The sequence below is a fragment of the Lutimonas vermicola genome, from assembly GCF_038433205.1.
Lineage (GTDB): Bacteria > Bacteroidota > Bacteroidia > Flavobacteriales > Flavobacteriaceae > Lutimonas > Lutimonas vermicola.
The window spans coordinates 553,857-576,684 of the sequence record NZ_JBCDNA010000002.1 but is presented as its reverse complement, the minus strand read 5'-3'; the positions used below and the strand labels follow the sequence as shown (position 1 = coordinate 576,684).

The following is a 22,828-nucleotide window of genomic DNA, read 5'->3' as shown; positions in this document are numbered from 1 at the left end:
CAGATTTGTTCCTTATTTTTTGATTCCTAATTAATATCATAGTTTATGGAACAGGGTAACCTTAATTTTACACAAATAACATAAACTTATGAAAGATCAAAAAGAGTGTCTGGTTTGCAAAAGAGGTCAACAGGAAATTCCAATAACAGAATTCCTATACAAAGATTCGAGTTTTTTTATCTGTGCCCAGCATATCCCGGTATTGATTCACGATCCTCAAAAATTGGTTGGATTATTACCTGATGCTGATAAAATGCAAGGGGTATAAAAAAACCCGAAATCAGAGATTTCAGGTTTCATTATATATAGTTTTTAAGGACTATTCACCCAGAAAAGGGTATCTGTAATTTGTTGGAGGAACAAAGGTTTCTTTTAATGTTCTGTTCGATACCCAACGCAACAGGTTCCAAACTGAACCGGCTTTGTCATTTGTTCCTGAGCCTCTGGCTCCGCCAAAGGGTTGCTGACCTACAACTGCACCTGTTGGTTTATCATTGATATAAAAATTTCCGGCAGCGTTTTCCAACTTGCTTGTAGCCGTTTCGATGACATATCTGTCTTGACTGAAAATAGCTCCGGTCAAGGCATATTCACCGGTTTGATCCACCAGGTCAAGAACTTCTTCCCAATCCTTATCTTCATAAATATAAATCGTAATGATGGGTCCGAACAATTCAGTACACATAGTTTCGTATTGAGGATTGGATGTCACGATCACTGTGGGTTCAATAAAATAACCAACAGAATCATCATAACCTCCCCCAACAATAATTTCAGCATCCTTGTCTTTTTTGGCCTGATCGAGATAACCTGATAATTTTTTAAAGGCGCGATCATCAATTACAGCATTGATAAAATTCGAACTGTCGTCCGGGGAACCCATTTTAAACGATTTTACATCTTCTATCACTGATTTTTTGATGTCTGCCCACAAGCTTTTTGGTAAATATGCCCTCGAAGCTGCAGAGCACTTTTGTCCCTGGTATTCAAATGCCCCTCTTGAAATAGCGGTTGCCACTTCCTGAGCATTGGCAGAGGGATGTGCCCAAATAAAATCTTTTCCTCCTGTTTCTCCAACGATTCTTGGGTAAGAACGATAGTGTTTTACATTGGCACCGATCGTTTTCCAGAAATCATCAAATACAGGCGTGGATCCTGTAAAGTGTACTCCGGCAAAATCCTTGTGGTTTAACAGCACATCCGTAATGGTTCCGGAGTTCCCGGTAACCATGTTGATTACTCCGTCAGGTAAGCCCGCTTCCTTGAATAATTCCATGATCACATTAGCCGAATAGACCTGAGACCTTGCCGGTTTCCAAATCACAACATTACCCATCATGGCAGGAGCTGCTGGCAAATTCCCGGCAATTGCCGTAAAATTGAAGGGAGTAATGGCATAGACAAAACCTTCAAGCGGTCTGTACTGCATTCTGTTCCATATTCCCGGAGATGATTCAGGTTGATTACTGTATATGTCTGTCATGAATTCAACATTGAATCTCAAAAAATCTATCAGTTCACAAGCCGCATCAATCTCGGCCTGCATCACGTTTTTAGACTGAGCGATCATCGTGGCGGCATTCATTTTATACCTGTATGGTCCGGCCAAAAGTTCTGCAGCTTTTAAAAAGATGGCAGCTCGGTGTTCCCAACTGGTCTTGGCCCATTTTACCCTTGCTTCAGCAGCCTTTTCAACGGCCAATTCAATATGTTCCTTATCTGCAGTATGATATTGGCCCACACAGTGCTGATGGTCGTGTGGAGGATGAATATCGACTGTTTTGCCGGTTCTGTACTCTTTACCTCCTATGTAAAAGGGGATATCGACTTGTTCGTTGAACATTTTATGGTAAGTGGTAATTAAATCTTTGTGTTGGGCTGTTCCGGGAGCGTAGGAATTAACCGGCTCATTCACAGCTTTAGGTACCTTGAAAAATCCGTTTGACATATGTTTTTAATTTAGATTGAAACAATTCAATTTTTAGTGATGGCAAAGGTACGAATTATGTGAGATTTTAAGTCTTAACTGAAGCCTAAATATTAACTTTGTATGTTGTAATTGTCAAAACCTTTAAATTACTTTTTTAATGTGCACGGTAACTTTTTTGCCCTTGGCCGATGAAGGGTTTGTATTAACTTCAAACAGAGATGTAGGCTATCAACGAGAAAAAGCACTGTATCCGAAAACTTTTGTTGAGGATGGCGTGTCACTGCAGTATCCCAAAGACGGGAAAGCAGGAGGTACCTGGATTGGAACCAGCCGGGACAATCGATTGATCTGTTTATTAAATGGAGGTTTTGAAAATCACAAAAGAAAGGCGTCTTATCCGAAAAGCAGAGGACTGATTGTCAAAGAATTATTGATTGCCGAAAGTTTTAAAGACAACTGCCTTCAGATTGACCTGAAAAATATAGAACCATTCACACTAGTGGTAGTCGACTGGAAAGAAAAAAGGAAGCTTTATGAATTTGTTTGGGATGGTGAACAAAGGTTTTTAAAAGAACTTGATCAAAGTCCCCATATCTGGTCTTCATCAACGCTTTTTACAAGTGAAATGAAAAATATGAGGAGAGAATGGTTCGCGAAATGGCTGGAACAAGATGAGAAAAGTCCAAGGTCAATATTAGAGTTTCACAGCGAAGCGGGTATTGGAGATCCGGAAACAGATGTTGTTTTGAAACGAGAGAAAGTAGGTACTGTCAGCATTACCCAGGTTGTTAAAAGCAATGAACAGATTGAAATGAGCTATTTTCCAAGGAGCTAAAGCATAAAAGCAATAAAAGAAATAATAATGGCACCAATGGCTGCCATAACCATGAATGCGGAATTGAGTATGATATACTTGACAAGGGTCTTAATTCTTCCCTGCTGATAGAATTGTCTCATTGCCATATAGAGATGGATCATAAAAATGACAATAAAGACCCAAATTATAGCCTTGGAATGGGCAATTCTTCCAATAATTATGAAGAGCAGCAGCAACAGGAAAAATACAGTTTGAACGTGAAATACAAAGACCAGGTTTTCAGTATAGTTGAATTTTCTTCTCAAATAGAGCAATGATACAACCAAAGTAAATAAGGGTAACAGGAAAAACAAAGCGACAGAAACCCTGGAAAGTATCCTGTCTTTAAATTCTGCCCCATAATTTTCAGGATCTTCAACTGCTTCGTTCCAGTCACCTGATTTGGAATACAGAAATACATTCCAATAGTTTTTTTCATAATCTAATGCATCAAGAGCCATGTATGTGCTAACATCAGGATGTTCTTTTTGATATTCCATAAAGCCTTTGACTTTATCAAAGGTGTTTTCAAACCAACCAGAACCTGTACTTCTTATCAATGATTCAGATATTTTATAATCAATGGAATTTGATTTAAAAATGCTATCCATATGTTTTAAAGCCTCTTTTTTTAAAGCCCCTTTTTTTGATATTTGAATCCACCCACCATTAAAGGGGTCGGCATCATTGACAGCAATACCTTTCTTTTCAACAAGCAAGCTTTCAATCTTGATATCAATTGCCTTTAGAAAACCAGTCATTACTGAATCTTTGGATTTTTGATAAGTATCATCAAGTTTAAAAGTTTCCAGAGAGCCCGGAGCCAACATGATAGAATCAACAAATGGCAAGATTAACATGCTATCCTGATCTCTTTTTTTTGATTTACTTTTTGTGGAATCTACCCTTTGGGATGCTTTTGCTATTCCTGTACTGATAGCCGATAATGTAATCGTATCAATTTTAATGTCATTTTCCTCTAAATCTTTTAAAGTTTCTGATGTGATCGAGTCAAGAACTGCAACTCCGTCTTTTGAATTCAATTTTGAAAGAATATTGCCGGAAGATTCATTTTCAAGTTTGTATCGATCAATAGTTTTAAATAAACCCACAACAAGAAAAAATAATATGGTAATTTGAAGGTATAATTTAAATGGATTCATATACCTCATTCTCTTTCCTTCGACATAATTCTTGGTTACATATCCGGGTTTAAAAATAAGGGTGGCTATTGTATTTAAAAGCCGACCGTCAAAAGAGAGGAAATCATCAAAATAGGCAGAAAGATATTGCTTCAGACTGACCTTTTTCAGATCATTCACCTGACCGCATCGAGAGCAAAAATTATCTTCTTCCGAAATATCATTTTCGCAATTCAAGCACCTGTTCCCGCGAATATTCCTCGTAAATCTAGTTATAGATTTCATAAATGAATTTAACTTCCAAAGATTTAAAAGTAAGCAAATTAATTAAAAGTAGCAGGAATCATTAATTGGAATGTAGGGATGTAAACTCTGAATTTTTCTGAGGTTGAAAAATTGATCATGGTATAATGCCCGTTCATCGACCCTATGGGTGATAATAAAAAGCAATGTGAGGAGTAGGTATAAGATTGTTTGGGTTTAAGAATGGGTTTTTTCCCAACAACTCCCTCTCCTTCAACAACTTCAAGATTATTTAAGGAGTCGAAAATATTCCAGCGTCTACTTAGTAATTGTACGGTGTCACTACTTTGATTTTCAATGGTTATGCTATAGCTAAAAGCATAATACACTTTGGAATTCTGAAAGCGATTACCTTCAAAATTTGATGTGATTGATATTTTTATACCCTTTGTAACTTGTTGAACCATAGCTTTTCAATGTCGTCAATAGACGCTACAAAGATATGAATTATTTTAAAAAATATGAGACTTTCCTTTTTTGGTGTCTTTTGCAAATTCCCGGATGCTCCTTCTTTTTAATTCATTGATTAATGTATTGCGAAGCGGAGGGGCAAGGTGATGAATAGAACATGGATTATCATCACTGCATTGAGGAAGGCCTATAAAACAAGAATTAAAATTGCCATTTCCGTCAATACACTTAATGACCGATAAAAGGCTGCCCGATAACTGATCTTCGTTGAGGAAAAATCCACCTTTGGGCCCTTTGGCCGAAGTAATGAGTTTTTCCTTATTTAAATTTTGAAATATTTTAGCTAGAAACGGTACAGGGGCATTGATGTTTTCTCCCACTTCTTTTGACCCTAATTTTCGATTGACAGAAGCGTGAACAGCCAGGTAAATGACTCCACGGACCGCATATTTACTTTGTTGGCTTAACATAGTGCAAAGATAAAAGATAAATATGTCCTTTATATGATTTAAGTCATGCTTTTAGTTACTTATGTTACATAATTTTGAAACCTAAATACAATAATTGAAAAACTAACTTAATTTTTTTGATAATGAACACTCGTATATTACTAATTACAGCATTATTCATTTTTTCTTTTGTTTCCTGCAAAAACGATAAGCCCGCAACAGATACGGGTTCTGAAAAAGTGACAGAATCCACAGAGCACAAAGGACAGGCTTCTGTTACGGATACCGAATCGGATGCGAATGCATTACAAGTGGCAAAATCTATAGATGATTTTAGCACCCTTGTGGCTGCTATTGAAGCAGCAGGGGTAGAAGATGCCGTTGTAAATGCAGGGCCTTTAACAATTTTTGCTCCCTTGAATTCGGCTTTTGCAAAATTGCCTGAGGGGACCGTGGAGAATTTGGTACTACCTGAGAATAAAGCGACCTTAGCGTTTATTCTGACCAATCATGTGGCTCCGGCCAACTATCCGATCAAGCAACTAAAGAAGGAAGCTAAAAAAGGCAGAGACCTTTATATGGCTTCTGGCAAATACCTTATGGTAGAAAACAAGGATGGAAAAATCTTTGTAGGAGGAACAGAAGTCTTAAAAACAGTACAAGTGAGTAATGGTTGGATTCATGTCATCGATGATGTATTGGTACCTGCAGAATAATACTTTTAAATCAAAATCATGAAATTGAATTTTATAATTGTAATGGCTATTGCTTTTTTTATGGCCTCATGCGGGGGAGATAAACCAAAAAGCGAAGCTCCAGTGTCTGAACCTCTAAAAGAGGTGGAAGCCGAAACTTCAAGTGCCGACCCAATGGCAAATAAGGGAATTGGGCCCATTAGCACTGTGAGCCTGGGAGACATCGATCAGGCCATGGTAACTGAAGGAGAAACTGTATTTAAAGCCAAGTGTTCTGCTTGTCACAAAATCAGTAAAAAATTTGTTGGACCTGCCTTAAAAGGCGTCACAGGAAGAAGAAGCCCGGAGTGGATCATGAATATGATTATGAATCCGGAGGAAATGATACAGAAAGACCCAATAGCGATCAGGTTGTTAGCCGAAGCAAACGGTGCTCCAATGGCAAATCAGAATATAACTAAAGATGAGGCACGTGCAATACTGGAATACTTAAGAACAAAAAATTAAATCGACTTAAATCTTAATAATTATGAAAACAATGTTTAAATATTTTATCACGCTTATGGTGCTTTCATCTTGGTTGGTGTCATGTGGTGATATGAACTCAGGAAAATCGTCTAAACAAGGGGCGCTCTCTGGAAATGCTGCTGAAAAAGTTTATGTAGCTCCAGGTGAACACGATGAGTTCTATGCCTTTGTCTCAGGTGGGTTTAGCGGTCAGTTGGCCGTTTATGGTTTGCCCTCAGGCAGATTATTCAAAGTAATTCCTGTTTTTTCTGTTGATGCAGAAAAAGCCTGGGGTTTTAATGAAGAAACAAAACCTATGTTAAATACTTCTCACGGTTTTATTCCTTGGGATGATTCACATCACCCTGATATTTCACAAACAGCAGGAGAACTTGACGGTAGATGGGTATTTATTAATGGTAATAATACACCGAGGATTGCAAAGATTGATTTGACCACTTTTGAAACCACTGAAATTATCGAAGTACCTAATTCAGCGGGTAATCACAGTTCTTCTTTTGTTACTGAAAATACGGAATATGTTGTGGCAGGTACAAGATTTTCTGTTCCATATCCTCAAAGAGACATGCCAATTTCTGAATACAAGGGTAATTTTAAAGGAGCGCTTTCGTTCATTTCAGTTGATCCTGAAGATGGCCGTATGGATATAAAATTTCAGATCATGATGCCTGGATTTGATTATGACCTTTCTCATCCTGGAAGAGGTGATTCTCATGGATGGTTCTTTTTCTCTACTTATAATACAGAAGAGGCAAATTCATTACTGGAGGTTAATGCTTCTCAAAACGATAAGGATTTTATTGCTGCAATCAACTGGAAAAAAATTGAAGCTTATGTAAATGAAGGTGGCGGAAAAAAAGTTCCGGCTAACTATGCGCATAATGTTTATGATGATAATACACATACAGCAACTTCTACCATGAAAAAAGAGGTTCTTGTTGTTGATCCTACCGAAGTGCCCGGTGCCATTTATTTTATGCCAACGCCAAAATCTCCTCACGGTTGTGATGTGGATCCAAGTGGCGAGTATATTGTTGGTAGTGGTAAACTTGCTGCTGAATTGACGGTTCATTCTTTTAGCAAAATGTTAAAAGCTATAGAGAATAAAGATTTTGATGGTGATGCTTATGGAATCCCAATATTGTCATATGAAGCAACCTTGGCGGGTGCTGTCAAACAACCTGGCCTTGGACCACTGCATACCGAGTTTGACGGTAAAGGAAATGCTTATACAACTTTCTTTATTTCATCTGAAGTAGTAAAATGGAAATTAGGTACCTGGGAAGTAATTGATAGAAAACCTACTTATTACTCAGTTGGTCACTTGATGATCCCAGGGGGTAATTCAAGAAAGCCATTCGGTAAGTATGTACTTGCTATGAATAAAATAACTAAAGACAGGTATCTTCCTACAGGTCCGGAGGTAACACAGTCAGCTCAATTGTACGACATTTCTGGAGAAAAAATGGAATTACTGCTCGATTTTCCAACCGTTGGAGAGCCTCATTATGCTGCTGGTATTCGTGCGGATATCATTACGGAAAATTCCAAAAAATTCTTTAAACTTGAAGATAACGAGCATCCATATGCCGTTAAAAGTGAGGCTGAATCAAAAGTGGTTAGAGAGGGCAATGAAGTACATATTTATTTAACGATGATACGTTCACATTTTGCACCTGATAATATTGAAGGTGTTCAGGTAGGAGATAAGGTTTATTTCCACGTAACCAATCTCGAACAAGATTACGATGTACCCCATGGTGTTGCTATGATTGGAGCCAATACTTCGGAACTACTCATCATGCCAGGTCAAACAGAAACGTTTACTTGGGAGCCTAAGCAAGAAGGGGTATGGCCATTTTACTGTACAGATTTCTGTTCGGCACTGCATCAGGAAATGCAAGGTTATGTAAGGGTTTCTCCTAAAGGATCAAATGTGCCTATCTCGTTCACTTTAGATGGTGACCCCGTAGACATGGAATAATATTAAAATTGAGGTTAAGTTAATTATTGTAGAAAACGGGCAGGGGATTTTTATACTGTCCGTTTTCATTTTTAATTTGAAGAACTTCTTTTAAACAAAGAATCAAATTGTAACAAATTTTAATCCACTGGATTAACAGGAATAAGTTAATTATTATGCCATGAAAAAATCCAAATTGTTAATGATCATCGGCCCCTTATTAATGATGGGCCTATTCTTTTTTCCATTATGGAATATTACTTTGGAAGCACCTCAGTATCCAACCCCATTAGGCATGAATATCCACATCAATAAATTTAGTGATGTGCATGATTTCGATATCAAGAACATAAATTTAATGAATCACTATGTAGGTATGAAATATATACCTGAATCTATTCCCGAATTTAAACTATTCCCCATTGTTATTGGCGTAATGGTTATTTTAGGTGTATTGATCGGAATTTTTGCAAATTACAAATGGTTTATTGTGTGGTTTATAGTCATGTCTGTTCTTGGGATTGCAGGAATATATGATTTCTATTTGTGGGAATATGACTATGGGCATAATCTTGACCCTAAAGCTATTATGAGTTTCAAAAATCCCGATGGTAGCCCAATGGGATTCCAACCTCCTCTTTTGGGAACCAAGCACATACTAAACTTTATTGCACATTCCTATCCACGAACTGGGGCGTATTTAATGTTTTCAGGTATGGTGCTCACCGTAGTAGCATTTTTTATAGGGAAGAAAGAAGCAAAAGCGGGAAATTAGATCCCTTGAAATTTACTGTACTAAAAATCAGTAATTTGTAAAAGGACTATATTTGTTATATCTAACTAAAATATTCATGAAAAAAGTACTTTATACTGCTTTTACGATATTACTTTGTGTATTGGTTTCATGTAAGGTTGAACCAGAACAGATTAATTATGGAAGCGATGCTTGTGCATTTTGTAAAATGACTATCGTTGATCAGCAACATGCCTCTCAATATGTAACCAAAAAGGGCAAACAGTTTAAGTTCGATGCCATTGAATGCATGGTCAATGACCTTGCTGAAAAAGGAATTGAGGAGATTGAAATATTTCTAGTCGCCGATTATCAGGTTCCTGGTTCGATGACCCTGGCTAAAGAAGCTACTTATTTGATTTGCAAAGAGATTAAAAGCCCTATGGGTGCCAATCTTTCGGGCTTTGCGTCCAAAGAAAAAGCATTGATAATCCAAAAGGACAGTGGTGGTGATCTATACACCTGGAAGGAACTACTCATTAAATTTGATGCAGAATAAATGAAAAAAGAGACGTTGTTCTTATTCGTTTTCTTTTGTTTTTATCTGATGCAAGCACATCAGATAAAGGTTTGTGACTCTTGTGATATAAGGTCGATTCAACAAGCCATTGACTTGTCTAAAGATGGAGATGAGATTGTCATCATGCCCGGAATTTATAAGGAACACGGTATCGTAGTGAATAAATCCATTCATATCAAAGGAGTTGATTTTCCGGTAATTGACGGGGAATTTAAAGAGACCATTTTTAAGGTGACAGCCGATCATTTTTCTATTAGAGGTCTGGAAATTATCAATGTCGGGCAAAGTTATACCAAAGATTATGCCGCTATTCTTGTGTCGGAATCAGATGATTTTGTCATAGAGAACAATCATTTGAAAAAGGTGTATTTTGGACTCCTTATAGAGAAGTCAAAGAATGGAGTCATTCAAGACAATCAAGTGAGTTCGGAGGCTATTTCTCAGGCCAATTCAGGTAACGGAATACACCTATGGCATTGTTCAAAAATGAAAGTATCAAAAAACGTGCTAACTCGCCTAAGAGATGGTATTTATTTTGAATTTGTCAAAAAAAGTACCGTAAATGATAATCAAAGTTTTGGAAATTTGCGCTATGGACTGCATTTCATGTTTTCGAACGAGAATTCGTATTTCAATAATATATTTAAAAACAATGGAGCAGGTGTGGCGATCATGTTTTCGAAATTTATAAAAATGTATAATAATCGCTTTGAACACAACTGGGGTACAGCTTCTTATGGGTTGTTGCTAAAGGAAATTTATGATGCAGATATCGAAAGGAACGTGTTTGAACAAAACACCATAGGGATAAGTGTTGATGGATCAACACGAATTAATTATACCAATAATACTTTTTCGCGAAATGGTTGGGCGGTAACGATTATTGGGGCTTGTTATGAGAACGTATTTTCGAAAAACAATTTTTTAAACAACGCACTTGACCTCAGCTATAACAGTAAGATCAATACCAACAAATTCGACAATAATTATTGGAGCGAATATGCTGGTTACGATCTCGACCGTAATGGTATAGGCGATATACCCTACAGGCCTGTGAAATTGTTTTCCTATATTGTTCATAATACCCCGGAAACCATCATTTTATTGAGAAGTATGTTTGTGGATATTATTAACTTTTCTGAAAAGGTATCACCGGTTTTTACACCCGACAACCTGATAGACGCCAGTCCTTTAATGCAAGTAATTTATGATTGAAATTAGTAGTTTAAACAAGAAGTTCGGAAAACTGACTGTACTTGAAGGCCTGGACCTGGTCATTGATAGTGGAGGGATATTTGCTGTTCTGGGGCCTAACGGCTCTGGCAAAACAACCCTGATCAAAAGTATTCTGGGTATGGTAATTCCCGATAAGGGGGAGATCAAAATTTCGGGTGAATCAGTTTTAAAAAAGTGGAAGTATCGAAATGAGATCAATTACCTTCCTCAGATTGCTAATTTTCCTGCTAATCTCAGTGTTAAAGAATTGATTAGTATGGTAAAAAATTTAAGACCAAAGGAGGCCAATGACAAGGCACTGATCGAACGGTTTGGCCTGGAACCATTTCTCGATAAGAAACTGGGTAATCTTTCGGGCGGGACAAAACAAAAAGTAAATATAGTCCTCACTTTTATGTTTGAGAGTGAGTTGATCATTCTTGACGAACCTACTACCGGTTTGGACCCAATATCGCTGATCAGGTTAAAGGAAATTATACATGAAGAAAAAGATAAGGGAAAGACGATACTGATCACCACCCACATCATGAGTTTTGTTGAAGAAATTGCCGACGAAATCGTCTTTCTGCTCGATGGAGAAATCTATTTTAAAGGAAGTTCACATGAATTAAAGGAGCGTACCGGGCAAAGAGATCTGGAACACGCCATCGCACACCTGATTTCAAAAGACCTATGATCAAAATATTAAAATACAGTTTTTACGATTTAATGCGCAGCCGCTGGAGCTATGTGTATTTTGCATTTTATATGGCCCTTGGTTTTGTCTTGTTATTTCTAAATAATGATATGAACAAGGCAGTGATCACGCTTATGAATATCATCATTGTGCTTACGCCTTTGATAGGTACTATTTTCGGCGTGATGTATTATTACAATTCCAAGGAATTCACAGAATTATTGCTGGCGCAGCCAATAAGGCGAAGCACGATTTTTACCGGGCAATATCTGGGGATATCCATTTCACTCACACTCAGTTTAATATTGGGTCTAGGCATTCCTTTTTTACTCTACGGGCTTTTTATGTCATCTGCCATTTTTGAATTTACTCTTTTATTGGTGGTGGGTACGCTTCTCAATTTTATTTTTGTTGCCTTAGCTTTTAATATTGCTCTATCCAACGAAAACAGGATCAAAGGTTTTGGTTATGCGATCCTGATGTGGTTGTTTTTAGCAGTAATCTATGACGGTATTTTTCTGATCTCTCTGGTAGTGTTCAATGAGTATCCGTTAGATAAATTCGCTCTTTTTGCAACCATGTTCAACCCTATTGATCTGTCCAGAATATTGATCTTGTTAAAACTTGATATTTCAGCTTTACTTGGGTATACCGGGGCAGTATTTAAAAAGTTTTTTGGCACTGACCTTGGGTTTTTTCTGTCACTCGCTGTGATGTCGTTATGGGTGGTTTTCCCTGTGTGGAGAATCAGGACCAAATTAAAAAAGAAGGATTTTTAATCGGCTCACTCAGGTTGGCCACCTATGATGGGATAACCGGCATTGATCCAGTTGAAAAACCCTTCATCAATAACCGCTGTATTTTTAAAACCTTTTTTTCTCAGCATGTTGATCACCTTGTCGGATGCCGCATGAGGGCAAGAGCAGTAAGCGATGATCCATGTATCATCCTTAGGCAATCCAGCAGCAACCTTATCTTCTGATATATAATATGGTATAGGAATTGCCCCGGGTATGTGGGCATTGTGCCATTCAGAAGAGGTTCTGGTATCCAAAAGGACCAATTTATTATTCTCCTGTATGGCTTTAGCTACCTGCTCCATGGGTACGTACCTCTCCTGTTTTAAGGTAAAAGTAGGGTTTTTTCCTGTTGGGTTCGTCACATAATCCTTAGGTTCAGGATAAGGCGATAATTCTTTGGGTTCAGGGCTCCAACCAGATGTCAGGCTCCTTATATAAGCGGTAAGATCGTTGATTTGTTGCTGCGATAATTGAGTTTTGAAGGCTTTCATTTCAGTTTCCTCCCTTCCGTTTTCTATGGCATATTTGATATAGGCATCAGTGGCAAAGGCTAAAAACGCAGGATTTGCCAAAGCAGGAGCCGTAACACCTTCTGCTTTAGAACCATGACATTCTGAGCATTTTTGAACGAATAATGTAGCGCCGGTGTTAAGGTCTCCTTCAATGGGTTCCATCGATAATTCAATGGTTTCATGGCCAGCTTTATATTTCAGCCATATGGCCAAAGTAAAAATATCTTTCATAGACATCGGCCCACCAGTATCAGCTAAATAAGGAGCCATTGCGGTGTTCGGTCTACCAAACCCAATAGAGCTTGCTAAAAAATTAAGAGGCATAGTTGACATCAGCGACCTGGATTTTAAGGAAGGGGCATAATCTGCTGCATTTCCTTCTCTGTCTGCTCCATGGCAAAGCGCGCAGTATTTCTGATAATTTTGTTCGGCTCTTTGTGCATCAATTTTTGTTAGTGGTGCATTTCGGGTTTGTGCCTGTGCAACATTGGCTAAAAAAAATAAAAGAAGAATGTAAAATTGTCCTGCAAAACGGGCACTTTTGGTCGATCTGGTCATCAGAGCAAATTATAAAAAACTGTGCAATTTTACTAATAGTTTTAATATCTTTGATATTTTTAAATTTTAAATGTAATCATGTTTTAAATGTAATCATGGAAAATCAAGTTTCAACTAAAACCGGAGAACAGCTCGGGATCAAAAGTTATCAGGCAGTTTTTATCACCAAGGTATACAACTGGATGGCGCTTGCCTTGTTCATTACTGGAATCGTTTCGTATTATACGGCTACTTCACCTCAAATATTCAATGTGATTATAGAATCCCGATGGCTATTTTTCGGATTAATAATTGGCGAATTGGCCTTAGTGGTGTATCTGAGCCGGGCCATAAACAGTATGAGTCGAAATACGGCTATTGGGGCATTTTTACTGTATTCAGTGCTAAACGGCCTGACCATATCGGTTATTTTTATGGCCTATACTTCCAGTTCAATTGCAACGACTTTTTATATCACTGCAGGTACCTTTGCTGCCATCAGTTTTTACGGGTATACAACCAAAAAAGATCTGACAAGTATAGGGAATATGGCTTTTATGGCATTGATCGGTATCATTATAGCCTCGATAGTGAATATGTTCTTACAGAATGAAATGATGTACTGGATCATTAGTTATCTGGGTGTGGCTATTTTTGTGGGCCTGACAGCCTATGATACCCAAAAGCTCAAGGAAATTGGAAGCAGGGGTTTTACCAGTCAAGATGGAATGGAAAAAATGTCGATCATTGGCGCATTAATGTTATACTTGGATTTTGTGAATCTTTTTCTTTTTTTACTAAGGGTCTTTGGTGACAGAAAAAACTAATAGCTTTTGCTTAAATGGTTTTATGGGAAATTACAAGCCGAAAAAACGACTGGAGGCCAGTGAATATATAGCGGGAATTCTGAAAGGAGACAGGGTGTTGTTGTCAAGAGCAATAACTATCGTTGAGAGTAATCTTGCCACTGATAAAATTTTGGCAAAAGATATCATTCAGGCTATTCTTCCAAGTTCGGGAAATTCAATAAGGATTGGGATTACAGGTGTTCCGGGAGTGGGAAAAAGCACTTTTATCGAAGCTTTTGGAAAGCATTTGATTGGATTAGGCCATAAGGTGGCTATTCTCTCTATCGATCCCAGCAGTCAGCGATCAAAGGGAAGTATTCTAGGGGATAAAACCCGAATGGAGGAGCTGACCACAAGACAGGAGGCCTACATCAGGCCTTCAGCTTCGGGAGATACTTTAGGGGGTGTTGCAAATAAAACCGGTGAGAGCATGCTGCTTTGTGAGGCAGCCGGTTATGATGTGATACTAATTGAAACCGTAGGTGTCGGTCAGTCTGAAACAGCGGTACACGGAATGACGGATTTCTTTTTGCTTTTGATGTTGTCAGGGGCAGGGGATGAATTGCAAGGTATAAAAAAAGGTATTATGGAAATGGCAGACATGTTGGTGATCAACAAGGCTGATGGAGATAATATCAGAAAAAGTCAGATAGCCAAAAGGCAGTACGAAAACGCATTGCATATCTTCCCACAATCTGAATCTGGCTGGACCCCTGTGGTGAGCACAGCCTCTGCACTCAAGAATATTGGCATTGCAGAGGTTTGGGAACAAGTCATGGAATATAAAAAATTAGTTGATGCCAACGGATACTTTAAAACTAACAGGAAAGAACAGCAAATACAATGGATGTATAACAATATACATGAAGAATTAAAACAGCTGTTTTATGGTTCAGCGCATATTAAAGAACATCTGAAGACCCTTGAGAAAGAGGTGATCGAAGCCAGGATTTCACCGGTCAAGGCGGCAGAAAAAATCATTCAGGAATTTAAATCAACCATATAAAATGTTTTTTATACAAAAGACCCTTATAAGAATAAGGATCTTTTGTTTGCATAGGTTTACTCCTGAGCCAGGTACATTTTCATAATTTTTATCGCTGATGCTGCAATCACGGTCCCAGGCCCAAATACGGCAGCCACTTTTCTTTCGAATAAATAGTTGTAATCCTGAGCAGGAATAACACCTCCGGCGAATACCATGATGTCTGGTCTTCCGAGTTTGGCCAACTCATCGATCAGCTGCGGAATTAAAGTTTTATGACCTGCTGCCAAACTTGAGGCACCTACAAAATGCACATCATTCTCTATGGCTTGCTTGGCAACTTCTTCAGGGGTTTGGAACAAGGGCCCCATATCAACGTCAAAGCCAAGATCGGCAAAACTCGAAGCAACAACTTTGGCTCCCCTGTCATGGCCGTCCTGTCCCATTTTAGCGATCATCACTCTTGGCCTTCTACCTTCCAGTTCAGCAAAGTGATCGGCAAGTTTTTGAGCTTCGGCAAAAGTACTGTCATTGCTTACTTCTTTTCTATATACCCCACTGATCAATTTGGTATCTGCTTTATGTCTCCCAAAATGCTTTTCCATCGCATCTGAAATTTCACCTAAGGTGGCAAAATTTTCAGCGGCATCAACTGCCAGCTCCAGGAGATTACCTTTACCTCCTCCCGCACAATCTTCTATTGCCTTTAGCTTGGTATCCACAATAGCCTGGTCTCTCTGGGCTTTAAGGTGCTTCAGTCTTTCGATCTGGGAAATCCTAACAGCGGTATTGTCTACTTCGAGGATTTCAATATCAGAAGCTTCTTTTGTTTGAAATTTGTTGACTCCTACCAGGATGTCCTGCCCTGAGTCAAGCCTGGCCTGTTTCCTTGCAGAGGCCTCCTCGATCCTCATTTTAGGAACTCCCGTTTCAATTGCCTTGGCCATTCCGCCCAATTCCTCAACTTCCTCGATGAGTTTCCATGCTTTTTTCGCAATTTCCTGTGTTAGATATTCCACATAAAACGAACCGGCCCAAGGATCGACTGATTTAGTGATCTGAGTTTCTTCCTGAATAAAAATCTGGGTATTCCTGGCAATCCTCGCTGAGAAATCTGTAGGTAATGCAATTGCCTCATCAAGGGCATTGGTGTGCAGGGATTGTGTTCCTCCCAAACCGGCAGCCATAGCCTCAACACATGTTCTTGCTACATTGTTAAACGGATCCTGTTCGCTCAAACTCCAGCCGGAAGTCTGGCTGTGAGTTCTCAGTGCCATTGATTTTGGATTCTTTGGGTCGAATTGTTTGATGATTTTGGCCCAAAGCATTCTTGCCGCCCGCATCTTGGCAATCTCCATAAAGTGATTCATGCCGACTGCCCAGAAGAATGACAATCTAGGTGCAAATTCATCAATCTTCAATCCTGATTTCAATCCGGTTCTTACATATTCCAATCCATCTGCCAGGGTATAGGCCAGCTCAATATCGGCTGTAGCACCTGCTTCCTGCATGTGATATCCACTAATGGAAATAGAATTGAATTTTGGCATGTACTGGGTGGTATACTCAAAAATATCCCCGATAATTTTCATTGACGGAAGTGGGGGGTAAATATAGGTATTACGCACCATGAACTCTTTAAGAATATCATTTTGTATTGTTCCGCTGAGTTTGTCAAGACTTACCCCTTGTTTTTTGGCAGCAGCAATATAAAAAGCCATAATTGGCAGTACAGCGCCGTTCATTGTCATCGAAACAGACATTTTATCCAAAGGGATCTGGTCAAAAAGAATCTCCATATCCAATAAAGAATCAATGGCCACTCCTGCTTTTCCAACATCACCTGTTACCCTTGGGTGATCGGAATCATAGCCCCGGTGCGTGGCGAGGTCAAAAGCTACCGATAAGCCTTTTTGTCCGGCAGCAAGGTTTCTTCGGTAAAAGGCATTCGATTCTTCCGCAGTAGAAAAACCGGCGTATTGTCTTACGGTCCACGGACGTGTTACGTACATGGTACTGTAAGGGCCTCTTGTAAAAGGAGGCAATCCGGCAACAAAATCAAGGTGTTCCGCCTCTTTTATATCGTCTTTTGTAAATTCTTTTTTTACCGGGATGCCTTCAGGAGTGATCCAGGGATCCTGGTTTTCCAAAGGTCTTGGTTTTTCTTCAACACTCGTGCTGATGGTTACATCTGAAAAATCAGGTCTCATATCTCCAAAGGTTTAGTTGTTTTTGAAATTTTATCTTGAATCTCTGTAAGCGTTTTAAAAATATCTGAACGCATATGAATAAATCCGTCAAGCCCTGCTTCGAGAAGTGATTCCTGTATCTCTTCAGGATAACCTGCCAGGATCAACACCTTGGAAGTATTTTTAGACCTGAAATCCTTTACAAAATCCAATGCTGATTCACTGTAATCAGGATCTGAACTGCACATAACAACCACATTGGAATCTGATGAAGCTGATTTTTCAACAGCTGACTTAAATGAATCGAAGCTCTGTTCACTCCCGATCTCAAAACCGCTTACACCCATGAAATCATAGGCAAAAGCAGCTCTTGCCTTTCTCATGGTCAATTGTCCAAAACTTACAATCTCAACGCTGGGCCTAAAGCCTTTTTCGCTTACAAAATGTTCGGTATTATACCTGACCTTTTCCATTTCAAGACCGGCTCTTTGAGCAACTAACAATTTTGGGTCGTCATTTCTTTTTTGATGATCAAGAATATCTTCAGAAATTGTTTCCATTAGATTGGGATATTTGTTTACGCCAACCATGGCAAGTCGCCTTTGAGAGAGCAACTTGACCTTTTTCATTCTGATCTCTGCGATCTGAGACTGGATATTCTCATTTTCTACTTGTGAAATAAACCCTCCTTCAGCTTCAATGGATTTAAAAATGTTCAAGGCATGTTGCGCCATTTGTAAGCTCAATTCTTCAATATAGTAGGATCCGTCCACCGGATTGGCAACTTTTCCAAAATAGGATTCCTCTTTTAAAATGGTGGTAATGTTTCCTGCGATTCTACTTGAAAAGTCATTTGATTTTTTAAACGGATTATCATAGGGGTCCAATTCAATTCCATCAGCATTACCCAATAATGCTGACATGGCCTCTGTTGTGGTTCTCAGCATATTGGTATTGGCATCAGTAACTGACTTTGACCAAACCGATGTTTTAGCCGACAAGCCAACCTTGGCATTATGCACTCCGTATTTTGCAGCAATTTCATAAAGCAGGCTATTAAATACCCTCAATTTTGCTATTTCCACAAAATATTCAGAGCTTATTCCCAAAATAAAATGCAGGTTTTCAAAAATCTGTTGAACAGAACAATTTTTTTGAGTCATTTGCTCAATTAAAAATACCAAAGAATTCAGGGTATAGGCAATTTCCTGAACCTGATTTGATCCGGCGTCCTGATAAATGGTTCCTGAGATTACCAGGGTTTTTAGATTGGGGTAGTCAGAGAAAAGTGTCGTTAGCACACCTAATTGCTCAATGCTGTTTGCTGCCAGCTTTCCCGTACTGAGATATTGGTTGAAAAAGTTAAAATCAATATAACCCCTTACTGTTTTCGGATCTATAGAGTGTTCTTCCAGAAAAGATTTCAACGCCGAGGTAAATGAAAAGAATTCCTCATTCAAAACAAAGGACACCCAAATATTATTGAAATCAATATTTTCAAGTAATTCATCAGGTTTTACCTCGGATTTTATTTCGAATAGAAGCCCTGTCATACCTTCTTCCAGTGCCTTTAGTGCAAGGTGGTTTCCTTCCTTAGCTCCTTTGACGGCAATTCTCCTGTAATTGGCTGTTTCGGAGCTGTTCTCTCCTGTATTTTTCAGAAATGCTTTCTTTTTGTCTCTTGTATAAAAAGGTTCAAGGTCAATGCCATTGAGATTTTTCCAAACCAATTTTTTATCAAAGTCAGCTCCTTTCAGATCTGAGGTGACTTTTTTAATCCAGTCCTTTTTTGTCTGAGGAGCGAAATCCTGAAACAGCATTTTATCTTTGCTATCGTTATGCATAACCTGTGTTTATTTTCTACAATTTAATTTTATTATTCAGCACCATAAATTTAATCATTAAATGCTCACGACAGAGCCTGAAAACCTTTCATGAATTGCTTTGTCCAATGATTCACGATGATCAGGATGGGCAACGTCTCTCAAGGCGCATGCTCTTTGTCTCAAATTTTTTCCAAACAACTCTGCGACTCCGTATTCAGTCGCAACGAACCTGGCATGTGCCCTGGTGGTTACAACTCCGGCTCCCGGTTTCAAGGAAGGAACAATCTTAGAAAATCCTTTTGCTGTTGTCGAGGTGATGGCGATAATTGGTTTTCCTCCTTTTGACAAGGCTGCTCCGCGCATAAAGTCCATTTGACCTCCCACGCCTGAGAACATCCTCAAACCAATCGAATCTGCACATACCTGGCCGGTCATATCGATTTCAATGGCAGAGTTGATGGCGGTAACTTTTGGATTCTGCCTGATAATAGCGGTATCATTGACGTAGGCTATATCCCGCATTTCAATTTCGGCGTTGTCATCCATAAAATCATAAAGCCTTCGGGTACCCATGGCAAAACCAGAAACTATTTTGTAGGGGTTAACTTTTTTCTTGGCGCCATTGACAACACCTTTTTCAACCAAATCAACAATACCTTCTGAAAACATCTCCGTATGGACACCAAGATTTTTATGATTGTCAAGATAAGTTAGCACCGCATTTGGGATTCCGCCTATACCCATTTGTAAGGTAGATCCATCTTCAATAATCTCGGCTATATTTTTCCCAATTCTTTTTTCAGCATCAGTTGGCGCAACAAATTTCATTTCATGTATTTCTTCATCAACCATAACGCAGGCATCAAAATTGTTGAGATGAACGATGCCGTCTCCAAAGGTTCTGGGCATGTTTTTGTTGATCTGCGCAATTACTTTTTTACCTTTTTCAATGGCAGAAATCACGATATCAACTGATACTCCCAAGGAACAAAACCCGTGTTTATCGGGGTGTGATACGTTGACAAGGACCACATCAAGATCCATATAACCCTGACGGAATAAACTTGGAATATCACTTAGAAAAATAGGAATATAGTCGGCAGTTATACCGATCATATTTCTAATGTTTCCCCCAATAAAAAAAGCATTGGTATGAAAACTGTCTTTTAACTCTAAAGAGGTATATCCACATTCGCCTTCAGTATGCAAATGGACAATTTCGACGCCTTTTAATTCCGGGCCTCTTTCAACCATTGCCTTCACCAAAGCTTGCGGGGTTGCGGCACCTCCCTGGATTAATACCCTGTTTCCTGATTTGATCAATTTAACAGCTTCTTGTGCTGTCATAATATTGGGGATTTTCATTTGATATATATTTTGTAGTGATAAATATTGTTTTTCTGTTATGTCTTACGATAAAAAGCTTAATATGATACCTGCTGCTATAGCTGATCCGATTACACCCGAAACATTAGGCGCCATGGCATGCATCAACAGGTAATTATGAGGATCTGATTTTAATGCCTCAGCGTGAACAACCCTTGCGCTGTCGGGAACAGCCGAAACCCCGGCAGCACCAATTAGAGGGTTTATTTTGTTGTCTCCTTTTAAGAATCGGTTCATAAATTTTGCAAAAAGCAAACCTCCCATTGTTGCAATAACAAAGGAGATGGCTCCCAAACCAAAAATAAGCAGAGAGTCTTTCGTGATAAAAATATCGGCCTGAGTAGATGCTCCGACCGTGACACCCAGAAGAATCGTGACAATATCAATAAGTTTGGTTCTTGCCGTATCGGCCAGCCGCTCGGTTCGTCCTGATTCTTTTAATAAATTGCCAAAGAACAACATACCTAATAATGGTAATGCACTGGGCGATATAAAGGTAGTCAATAATAATGCGACAACAGGAAAGATCATTTTCTCCTTTTGGGAAACCGCTCTTGGGGGTTTCATCCTTATTTTTCGATCTTCTTTCGAGATCAATAATCTCATCAATGGAGGTTGAATAACCGGTACAAGAGCCATATAAGAATATGCGGCAATGGCTATAGGCCCGATCAGGTTTTTAACCGTTGTTCCATCGGCCAAAATATTAATGCCGTTGGCTAGTTTTGAGGAAAGGAAGATGGCCGTTGGTCCGTCTGCACCACCAATAATTCCTATGGCACCTGCTTCGGGTAAATTGAAACCGAGATAAAGGGCACCCATAAAAGTCGCGAACACCCCGATCTGCGCAGCTGCCCCCAGCAGCATTAGTTTCGGGTTGGCGATGAGGGAAGAAAAATCGGTCATCGCTCCGATGCCTAAAAATATCAAGGGAGGGTAGATTCCCTTTACAACACCAAAGTATAAATAATTCAATACTGACCCGCTTTCGTAGATCCCTGTTTGATTACCAGGTACAAAAGGAATATTTCCAATAATAACACCGGCTCCGATAGGAATCAGCAATAAGGGTTCATAATCGTATTTGATACCGAGGTAAATAAAGATAATCCCGATCAAAATCATGATCAGGTTACCGGATGTGGCATTGGCAAACCCCGTGAAATTGTAAAACCTCTTTAATCCGGTGAAGGCTCCTGAAACAGTTGAATCCAGTTCATTGTCCAGGCTTTGGGAGATTCCGTCAATCGATGCAATCTCTATGGGCTCTGCAAGGCTTCCAATGCTCAATATAGGTTGTAAGAGCAGGAGCAAGGCGAGGGATCCAAATACGATAAATAATTTTTTCATTGTTCTTTCTTTTCTGTGAATAAATGATTTATTAACCTTTTGCAAGACCCTGGAGTCTTTATATCGCATTTATTCAAGTTCAATCATCACTTCGTTTTGTAAAACTTTTTGTCCAACACTCACAAGCACAGCAGTAATCTTACCTGCTTTTTCAGAAGTGATGTTATTTTCCATCTTCATGGCTTCCAACTGAACCAAACGATCACCAACTTTCACGCTATCACCCACTTTAACATCCACCATGAGTATGGATCCGGGGATAGGAGCCAGAATTTTTGTCTTTTTGGAAGAAGGATTAACCTTGAGTGGTTCAACCGGTCTTTTCGAAGCTGATCTTACCAAAGTTGGTGTTTTGGTGGTTTTAACCTCCTCCTGGAGCTGTACTTCATATTTTGTTCCATTGACCTCTAGCTCAATAGTATTTCCTTCGTGTGACAAGAGAGTAACATGGTAATTATTTTCGTGTACTTTGAATTTAAATGATTTCATTTTTTTTGGTTTTCTGGTTTTTCAAGTCAAATAATAAGGTGGGTATTACAACTTATTTTGTACGCCATAAATTTTGGAACTCCAAGGAGAATATGACTTTTCAGCCTTTTTAATAGTCAATATCGGATTCTCAAAATCATGCTGCTCGCTAAGATATATTTGAATCGTTGCCGCTATGACGGCAGCTTCTTCACCGGTAAACTTTTTATTGGAGGCAATGGAGATGTCCTTGATTTTTTTATCAGGACCTTTTGTGATGATTTTATAGGTATAAAGCATCACTGGCAATCCAAACTTAAAGAACAGTGAAAGGATCAATAAAGCAGTAAAAACTATGATCAATCCTGAAAAAAGGATCAGATAACCCTCTTTTATTTGTGTCATTAGAAAAATGCTCAGTATCA

The 22,828-nt window shown here is 38.9% G+C and carries 23 protein-coding genes; 12 read left to right on the top strand and 11 right to left on the bottom strand.

Annotation, left to right across the window (positions count from 1 at the left end; translation table 11 throughout):
• The first annotated feature begins 88 nt into the window (after window positions 1-88).
• A complete protein-coding gene (locus AABB81_RS09960) occupies window positions 89-268 on the top strand; it encodes a hypothetical protein (RefSeq protein WP_342160291.1) in 180 nt (59 codons plus the stop codon).
• A gap of 51 nt (window positions 269-319) precedes the next feature.
• Here AABB81_RS09960 and pruA read toward each other — a convergent pair whose 3' ends face one another.
• Complete coding sequence (gene pruA, locus AABB81_RS09955) at window positions 320-1,948, bottom strand: L-glutamate gamma-semialdehyde dehydrogenase (protein ID WP_342160289.1); 1,629 nt, start codon at window positions 1,946-1,948, stop codon at window positions 320-322.
• 139 nt (window positions 1,949-2,087) lie between these two features.
• On the opposite strand from pruA, the gene AABB81_RS09950 reads away from it, so the two are divergent.
• Complete coding sequence (locus AABB81_RS09950) at window positions 2,088-2,765, top strand: NRDE family protein (RefSeq protein ID WP_342160287.1); 678 nt, start codon at window positions 2,088-2,090, stop codon at window positions 2,763-2,765.
• On the opposite strand, the gene AABB81_RS09945 is transcribed toward AABB81_RS09950, so the two are convergent.
• Genes AABB81_RS09945 through AABB81_RS09935 form a run of 3 tightly spaced genes read right to left on the bottom strand, consistent with a single transcriptional unit; the run spans window position 2,762 to window position 5,112 of the window.
• The gene (locus AABB81_RS09945) at window positions 2,762-4,213 is read right to left on the bottom strand and encodes a DUF3667 domain-containing protein (protein ID WP_342160286.1); all 1,452 of its coding nucleotides are present in this window, start codon (window positions 4,211-4,213) and stop codon (window positions 2,762-2,764) included. The genes AABB81_RS09950 and AABB81_RS09945 overlap by 4 nt on opposite strands.
• Window positions 4,214-4,251: 38 nt before the next feature.
• A complete protein-coding gene (apaG, locus tag AABB81_RS09940) occupies window positions 4,252-4,638 on the bottom strand; it encodes a Co2+/Mg2+ efflux protein ApaG (RefSeq protein ID WP_342160284.1) in 387 nt (128 codons plus the stop codon).
• 45 nt (window positions 4,639-4,683) lie between these two features.
• Window positions 4,684-5,112, bottom strand: a complete 429-nt coding sequence (locus tag AABB81_RS09935) for an RrF2 family transcriptional regulator (RefSeq protein ID WP_342160283.1) — start codon at window positions 5,110-5,112, stop codon at window positions 4,684-4,686.
• A 122-nt stretch (window positions 5,113-5,234) separates the two neighbouring features.
• Here AABB81_RS09935 and AABB81_RS09930 point away from each other — a divergent pair, with 122 nt between their 5' ends.
• The 8 genes from AABB81_RS09930 (at window position 5,235) to AABB81_RS09895 (ending at window position 12,281) form a co-directional block, all read left to right on the top strand.
• A complete protein-coding gene (locus AABB81_RS09930) occupies window positions 5,235-5,807 on the top strand; it encodes a fasciclin domain-containing protein (RefSeq protein ID WP_342160282.1) in 573 nt (190 codons plus the stop codon).
• A gap of 18 nt (window positions 5,808-5,825) precedes the next feature.
• Window positions 5,826-6,293: a c-type cytochrome gene (locus AABB81_RS09925; RefSeq protein WP_342160281.1), complete on the top strand. Its 468-nt coding sequence runs from the start codon at window positions 5,826-5,828 to the stop codon at window positions 6,291-6,293.
• Window positions 6,294-6,315: 22 nt separating this feature from the next.
• Entirely contained in the window at window positions 6,316-8,298 is a 1,983-nt protein-coding gene (gene nosZ, locus AABB81_RS09920; RefSeq protein ID WP_342160280.1) for a Sec-dependent nitrous-oxide reductase, read from the top strand.
• Between the two features lie 160 nt (window positions 8,299-8,458).
• A complete protein-coding gene (locus AABB81_RS09915) occupies window positions 8,459-9,052 on the top strand; it encodes a hypothetical protein (RefSeq protein WP_342160279.1) in 594 nt (197 codons plus the stop codon).
• 76 nt (window positions 9,053-9,128) lie between these two features.
• Window positions 9,129-9,569, top strand: coding sequence for a nitrous oxide reductase accessory protein NosL (locus AABB81_RS09910; RefSeq protein WP_342160278.1), 441 nt, complete (start codon window positions 9,129-9,131; stop codon window positions 9,567-9,569).
• Complete coding sequence (locus AABB81_RS09905) at window positions 9,570-10,805, top strand: nitrous oxide reductase family maturation protein NosD (RefSeq protein WP_342160277.1); 1,236 nt, start codon at window positions 9,570-9,572, stop codon at window positions 10,803-10,805.
• Window positions 10,798-11,502 carry an ABC transporter ATP-binding protein gene (locus AABB81_RS09900; RefSeq protein ID WP_342160276.1) on the top strand — a complete coding sequence of 235 codons (705 nt, stop codon included), beginning with the start codon at window positions 10,798-10,800 and terminating at the stop codon, window positions 11,500-11,502. Before AABB81_RS09905 ends, AABB81_RS09900 begins: the two co-directional genes overlap by 8 nt.
• On the top strand, window positions 11,499-12,281 hold the full coding sequence (locus tag AABB81_RS09895; protein ID WP_342160275.1) for an ABC transporter permease: 783 nt from the start codon (window positions 11,499-11,501) through the stop codon (window positions 12,279-12,281). The genes AABB81_RS09900 and AABB81_RS09895 overlap by 4 nt, the downstream gene beginning before the upstream one ends.
• Before the next feature lie 5 nt (window positions 12,282-12,286).
• On the opposite strand, the gene AABB81_RS09890 is transcribed toward AABB81_RS09895, so the two are convergent.
• Window positions 12,287-13,372, bottom strand: coding sequence for a c-type cytochrome (locus tag AABB81_RS09890; protein WP_342160274.1), 1,086 nt, complete (start codon window positions 13,370-13,372; stop codon window positions 12,287-12,289).
• A 95-nt stretch (window positions 13,373-13,467) separates the two neighbouring features.
• Between AABB81_RS09890 and AABB81_RS09885 the strand changes: the two genes are divergently transcribed.
• On the top strand, window positions 13,468-14,178 hold the full coding sequence (locus AABB81_RS09885) for a Bax inhibitor-1/YccA family protein (RefSeq protein ID WP_342160273.1): 711 nt from the start codon (window positions 13,468-13,470) through the stop codon (window positions 14,176-14,178).
• Window positions 14,179-14,200: 22 nt separating this feature from the next.
• Window positions 14,201-15,205, top strand: a complete 1,005-nt coding sequence (gene meaB / locus AABB81_RS09880; RefSeq protein WP_342160272.1) for a methylmalonyl Co-A mutase-associated GTPase MeaB — start codon at window positions 14,201-14,203, stop codon at window positions 15,203-15,205.
• Window positions 15,206-15,261: 56 nt separating this feature from the next.
• Here the strand turns inward: meaB and scpA are convergent, their stop codons facing one another.
• The 6 genes from scpA to AABB81_RS09850 all read right to left on the bottom strand — a co-directional run bounded on the left by scpA (window position 15,262) and on the right by AABB81_RS09850 (window position 22,808).
• A complete protein-coding gene (gene scpA / locus AABB81_RS09875) occupies window positions 15,262-17,394 on the bottom strand; it encodes a methylmalonyl-CoA mutase (RefSeq protein WP_342160271.1) in 2,133 nt (710 codons plus the stop codon).
• Window positions 17,391-19,217 carry a methylmalonyl-CoA mutase family protein gene (locus AABB81_RS09870; RefSeq protein ID WP_342160270.1) on the bottom strand — a complete coding sequence of 609 codons (1,827 nt, stop codon included), beginning with the start codon at window positions 19,215-19,217 and terminating at the stop codon, window positions 17,391-17,393. The genes scpA and AABB81_RS09870 overlap by 4 nt, the downstream gene beginning before the upstream one ends.
• Before the next feature lie 57 nt (window positions 19,218-19,274).
• Complete coding sequence (locus tag AABB81_RS09865) at window positions 19,275-20,546, bottom strand: acetyl-CoA hydrolase/transferase family protein (RefSeq protein WP_342160269.1); 1,272 nt, start codon at window positions 20,544-20,546, stop codon at window positions 19,275-19,277.
• Between the two features lie 63 nt (window positions 20,547-20,609).
• Window positions 20,610-21,935 (bottom strand): sodium ion-translocating decarboxylase subunit beta, encoded by a 1,326-nt coding sequence (locus AABB81_RS09860; RefSeq protein WP_342160268.1) that lies wholly within the window; start codon window positions 21,933-21,935, stop codon window positions 20,610-20,612.
• A gap of 69 nt (window positions 21,936-22,004) precedes the next feature.
• Window positions 22,005-22,424 (bottom strand): acetyl-CoA carboxylase biotin carboxyl carrier protein, encoded by a 420-nt coding sequence (locus AABB81_RS09855; RefSeq protein ID WP_342160266.1) that lies wholly within the window; start codon window positions 22,422-22,424, stop codon window positions 22,005-22,007.
• Between the two features lie 45 nt (window positions 22,425-22,469).
• Window positions 22,470-22,808, bottom strand: coding sequence for an OadG family protein (locus AABB81_RS09850; protein WP_342160264.1), 339 nt, complete (start codon window positions 22,806-22,808; stop codon window positions 22,470-22,472).
• Window positions 22,809-22,828 lie beyond the last annotated feature (20 nt).

Coding starts and splice junctions, on each gene's coding strand:
- AABB81_RS09900 (WP_342160276.1), top strand. CDS start 10,798: ATGATTGAAATTAGTAGTTTAAACAAGAAGTTCGGAAAACTGACTGTA.
- AABB81_RS09945 (WP_342160286.1), bottom strand. CDS start 4,213: ATGAAATCTATAACTAGATTTACGAGGAATATTCGCGGGAACAGGTGC.
- AABB81_RS09915 (WP_342160279.1), top strand. CDS start 8,459: ATGAAAAAATCCAAATTGTTAATGATCATCGGCCCCTTATTAATGATG.
- AABB81_RS09850 (WP_342160264.1), bottom strand. CDS start 22,808: ATGACACAAATAAAAGAGGGTTATCTGATCCTTTTTTCAGGATTGATC.
- meaB (WP_342160272.1), top strand. CDS start 14,201: ATGGGAAATTACAAGCCGAAAAAACGACTGGAGGCCAGTGAATATATA.
- AABB81_RS09960 (WP_342160291.1), top strand. CDS start 89: ATGAAAGATCAAAAAGAGTGTCTGGTTTGCAAAAGAGGTCAACAGGAA.
- AABB81_RS09865 (WP_342160269.1), bottom strand. CDS start 20,546: ATGACAGCACAAGAAGCTGTTAAATTGATCAAATCAGGAAACAGGGTA.
- nosZ (WP_342160280.1), top strand. CDS start 6,316: ATGAAAACAATGTTTAAATATTTTATCACGCTTATGGTGCTTTCATCT.
- AABB81_RS09935 (WP_342160283.1), bottom strand. CDS start 5,112: ATGTTAAGCCAACAAAGTAAATATGCGGTCCGTGGAGTCATTTACCTG.
- AABB81_RS09885 (WP_342160273.1), top strand. CDS start 13,468: ATGGAAAATCAAGTTTCAACTAAAACCGGAGAACAGCTCGGGATCAAA.
- apaG (WP_342160284.1), bottom strand. CDS start 4,638: ATGGTTCAACAAGTTACAAAGGGTATAAAAATATCAATCACATCAAAT.
- pruA (WP_342160289.1), bottom strand. CDS start 1,948: ATGTCAAACGGATTTTTCAAGGTACCTAAAGCTGTGAATGAGCCGGTT.
- AABB81_RS09905 (WP_342160277.1), top strand. CDS start 9,570: ATGAAAAAAGAGACGTTGTTCTTATTCGTTTTCTTTTGTTTTTATCTG.
- AABB81_RS09890 (WP_342160274.1), bottom strand. CDS start 13,372: ATGACCAGATCGACCAAAAGTGCCCGTTTTGCAGGACAATTTTACATT.
- AABB81_RS09950 (WP_342160287.1), top strand. CDS start 2,088: ATGTGCACGGTAACTTTTTTGCCCTTGGCCGATGAAGGGTTTGTATTA.
- AABB81_RS09910 (WP_342160278.1), top strand. CDS start 9,129: ATGAAAAAAGTACTTTATACTGCTTTTACGATATTACTTTGTGTATTG.
- AABB81_RS09855 (WP_342160266.1), bottom strand. CDS start 22,424: ATGAAATCATTTAAATTCAAAGTACACGAAAATAATTACCATGTTACT.
- AABB81_RS09895 (WP_342160275.1), top strand. CDS start 11,499: ATGATCAAAATATTAAAATACAGTTTTTACGATTTAATGCGCAGCCGC.
- AABB81_RS09860 (WP_342160268.1), bottom strand. CDS start 21,935: ATGAAAAAATTATTTATCGTATTTGGATCCCTCGCCTTGCTCCTGCTC.
- AABB81_RS09870 (WP_342160270.1), bottom strand. CDS start 19,217: ATGCATAACGATAGCAAAGATAAAATGCTGTTTCAGGATTTCGCTCCT.
- scpA (WP_342160271.1), bottom strand. CDS start 17,394: ATGAGACCTGATTTTTCAGATGTAACCATCAGCACGAGTGTTGAAGAA.
- AABB81_RS09925 (WP_342160281.1), top strand. CDS start 5,826: ATGAAATTGAATTTTATAATTGTAATGGCTATTGCTTTTTTTATGGCC.
- AABB81_RS09930 (WP_342160282.1), top strand. CDS start 5,235: ATGAACACTCGTATATTACTAATTACAGCATTATTCATTTTTTCTTTT.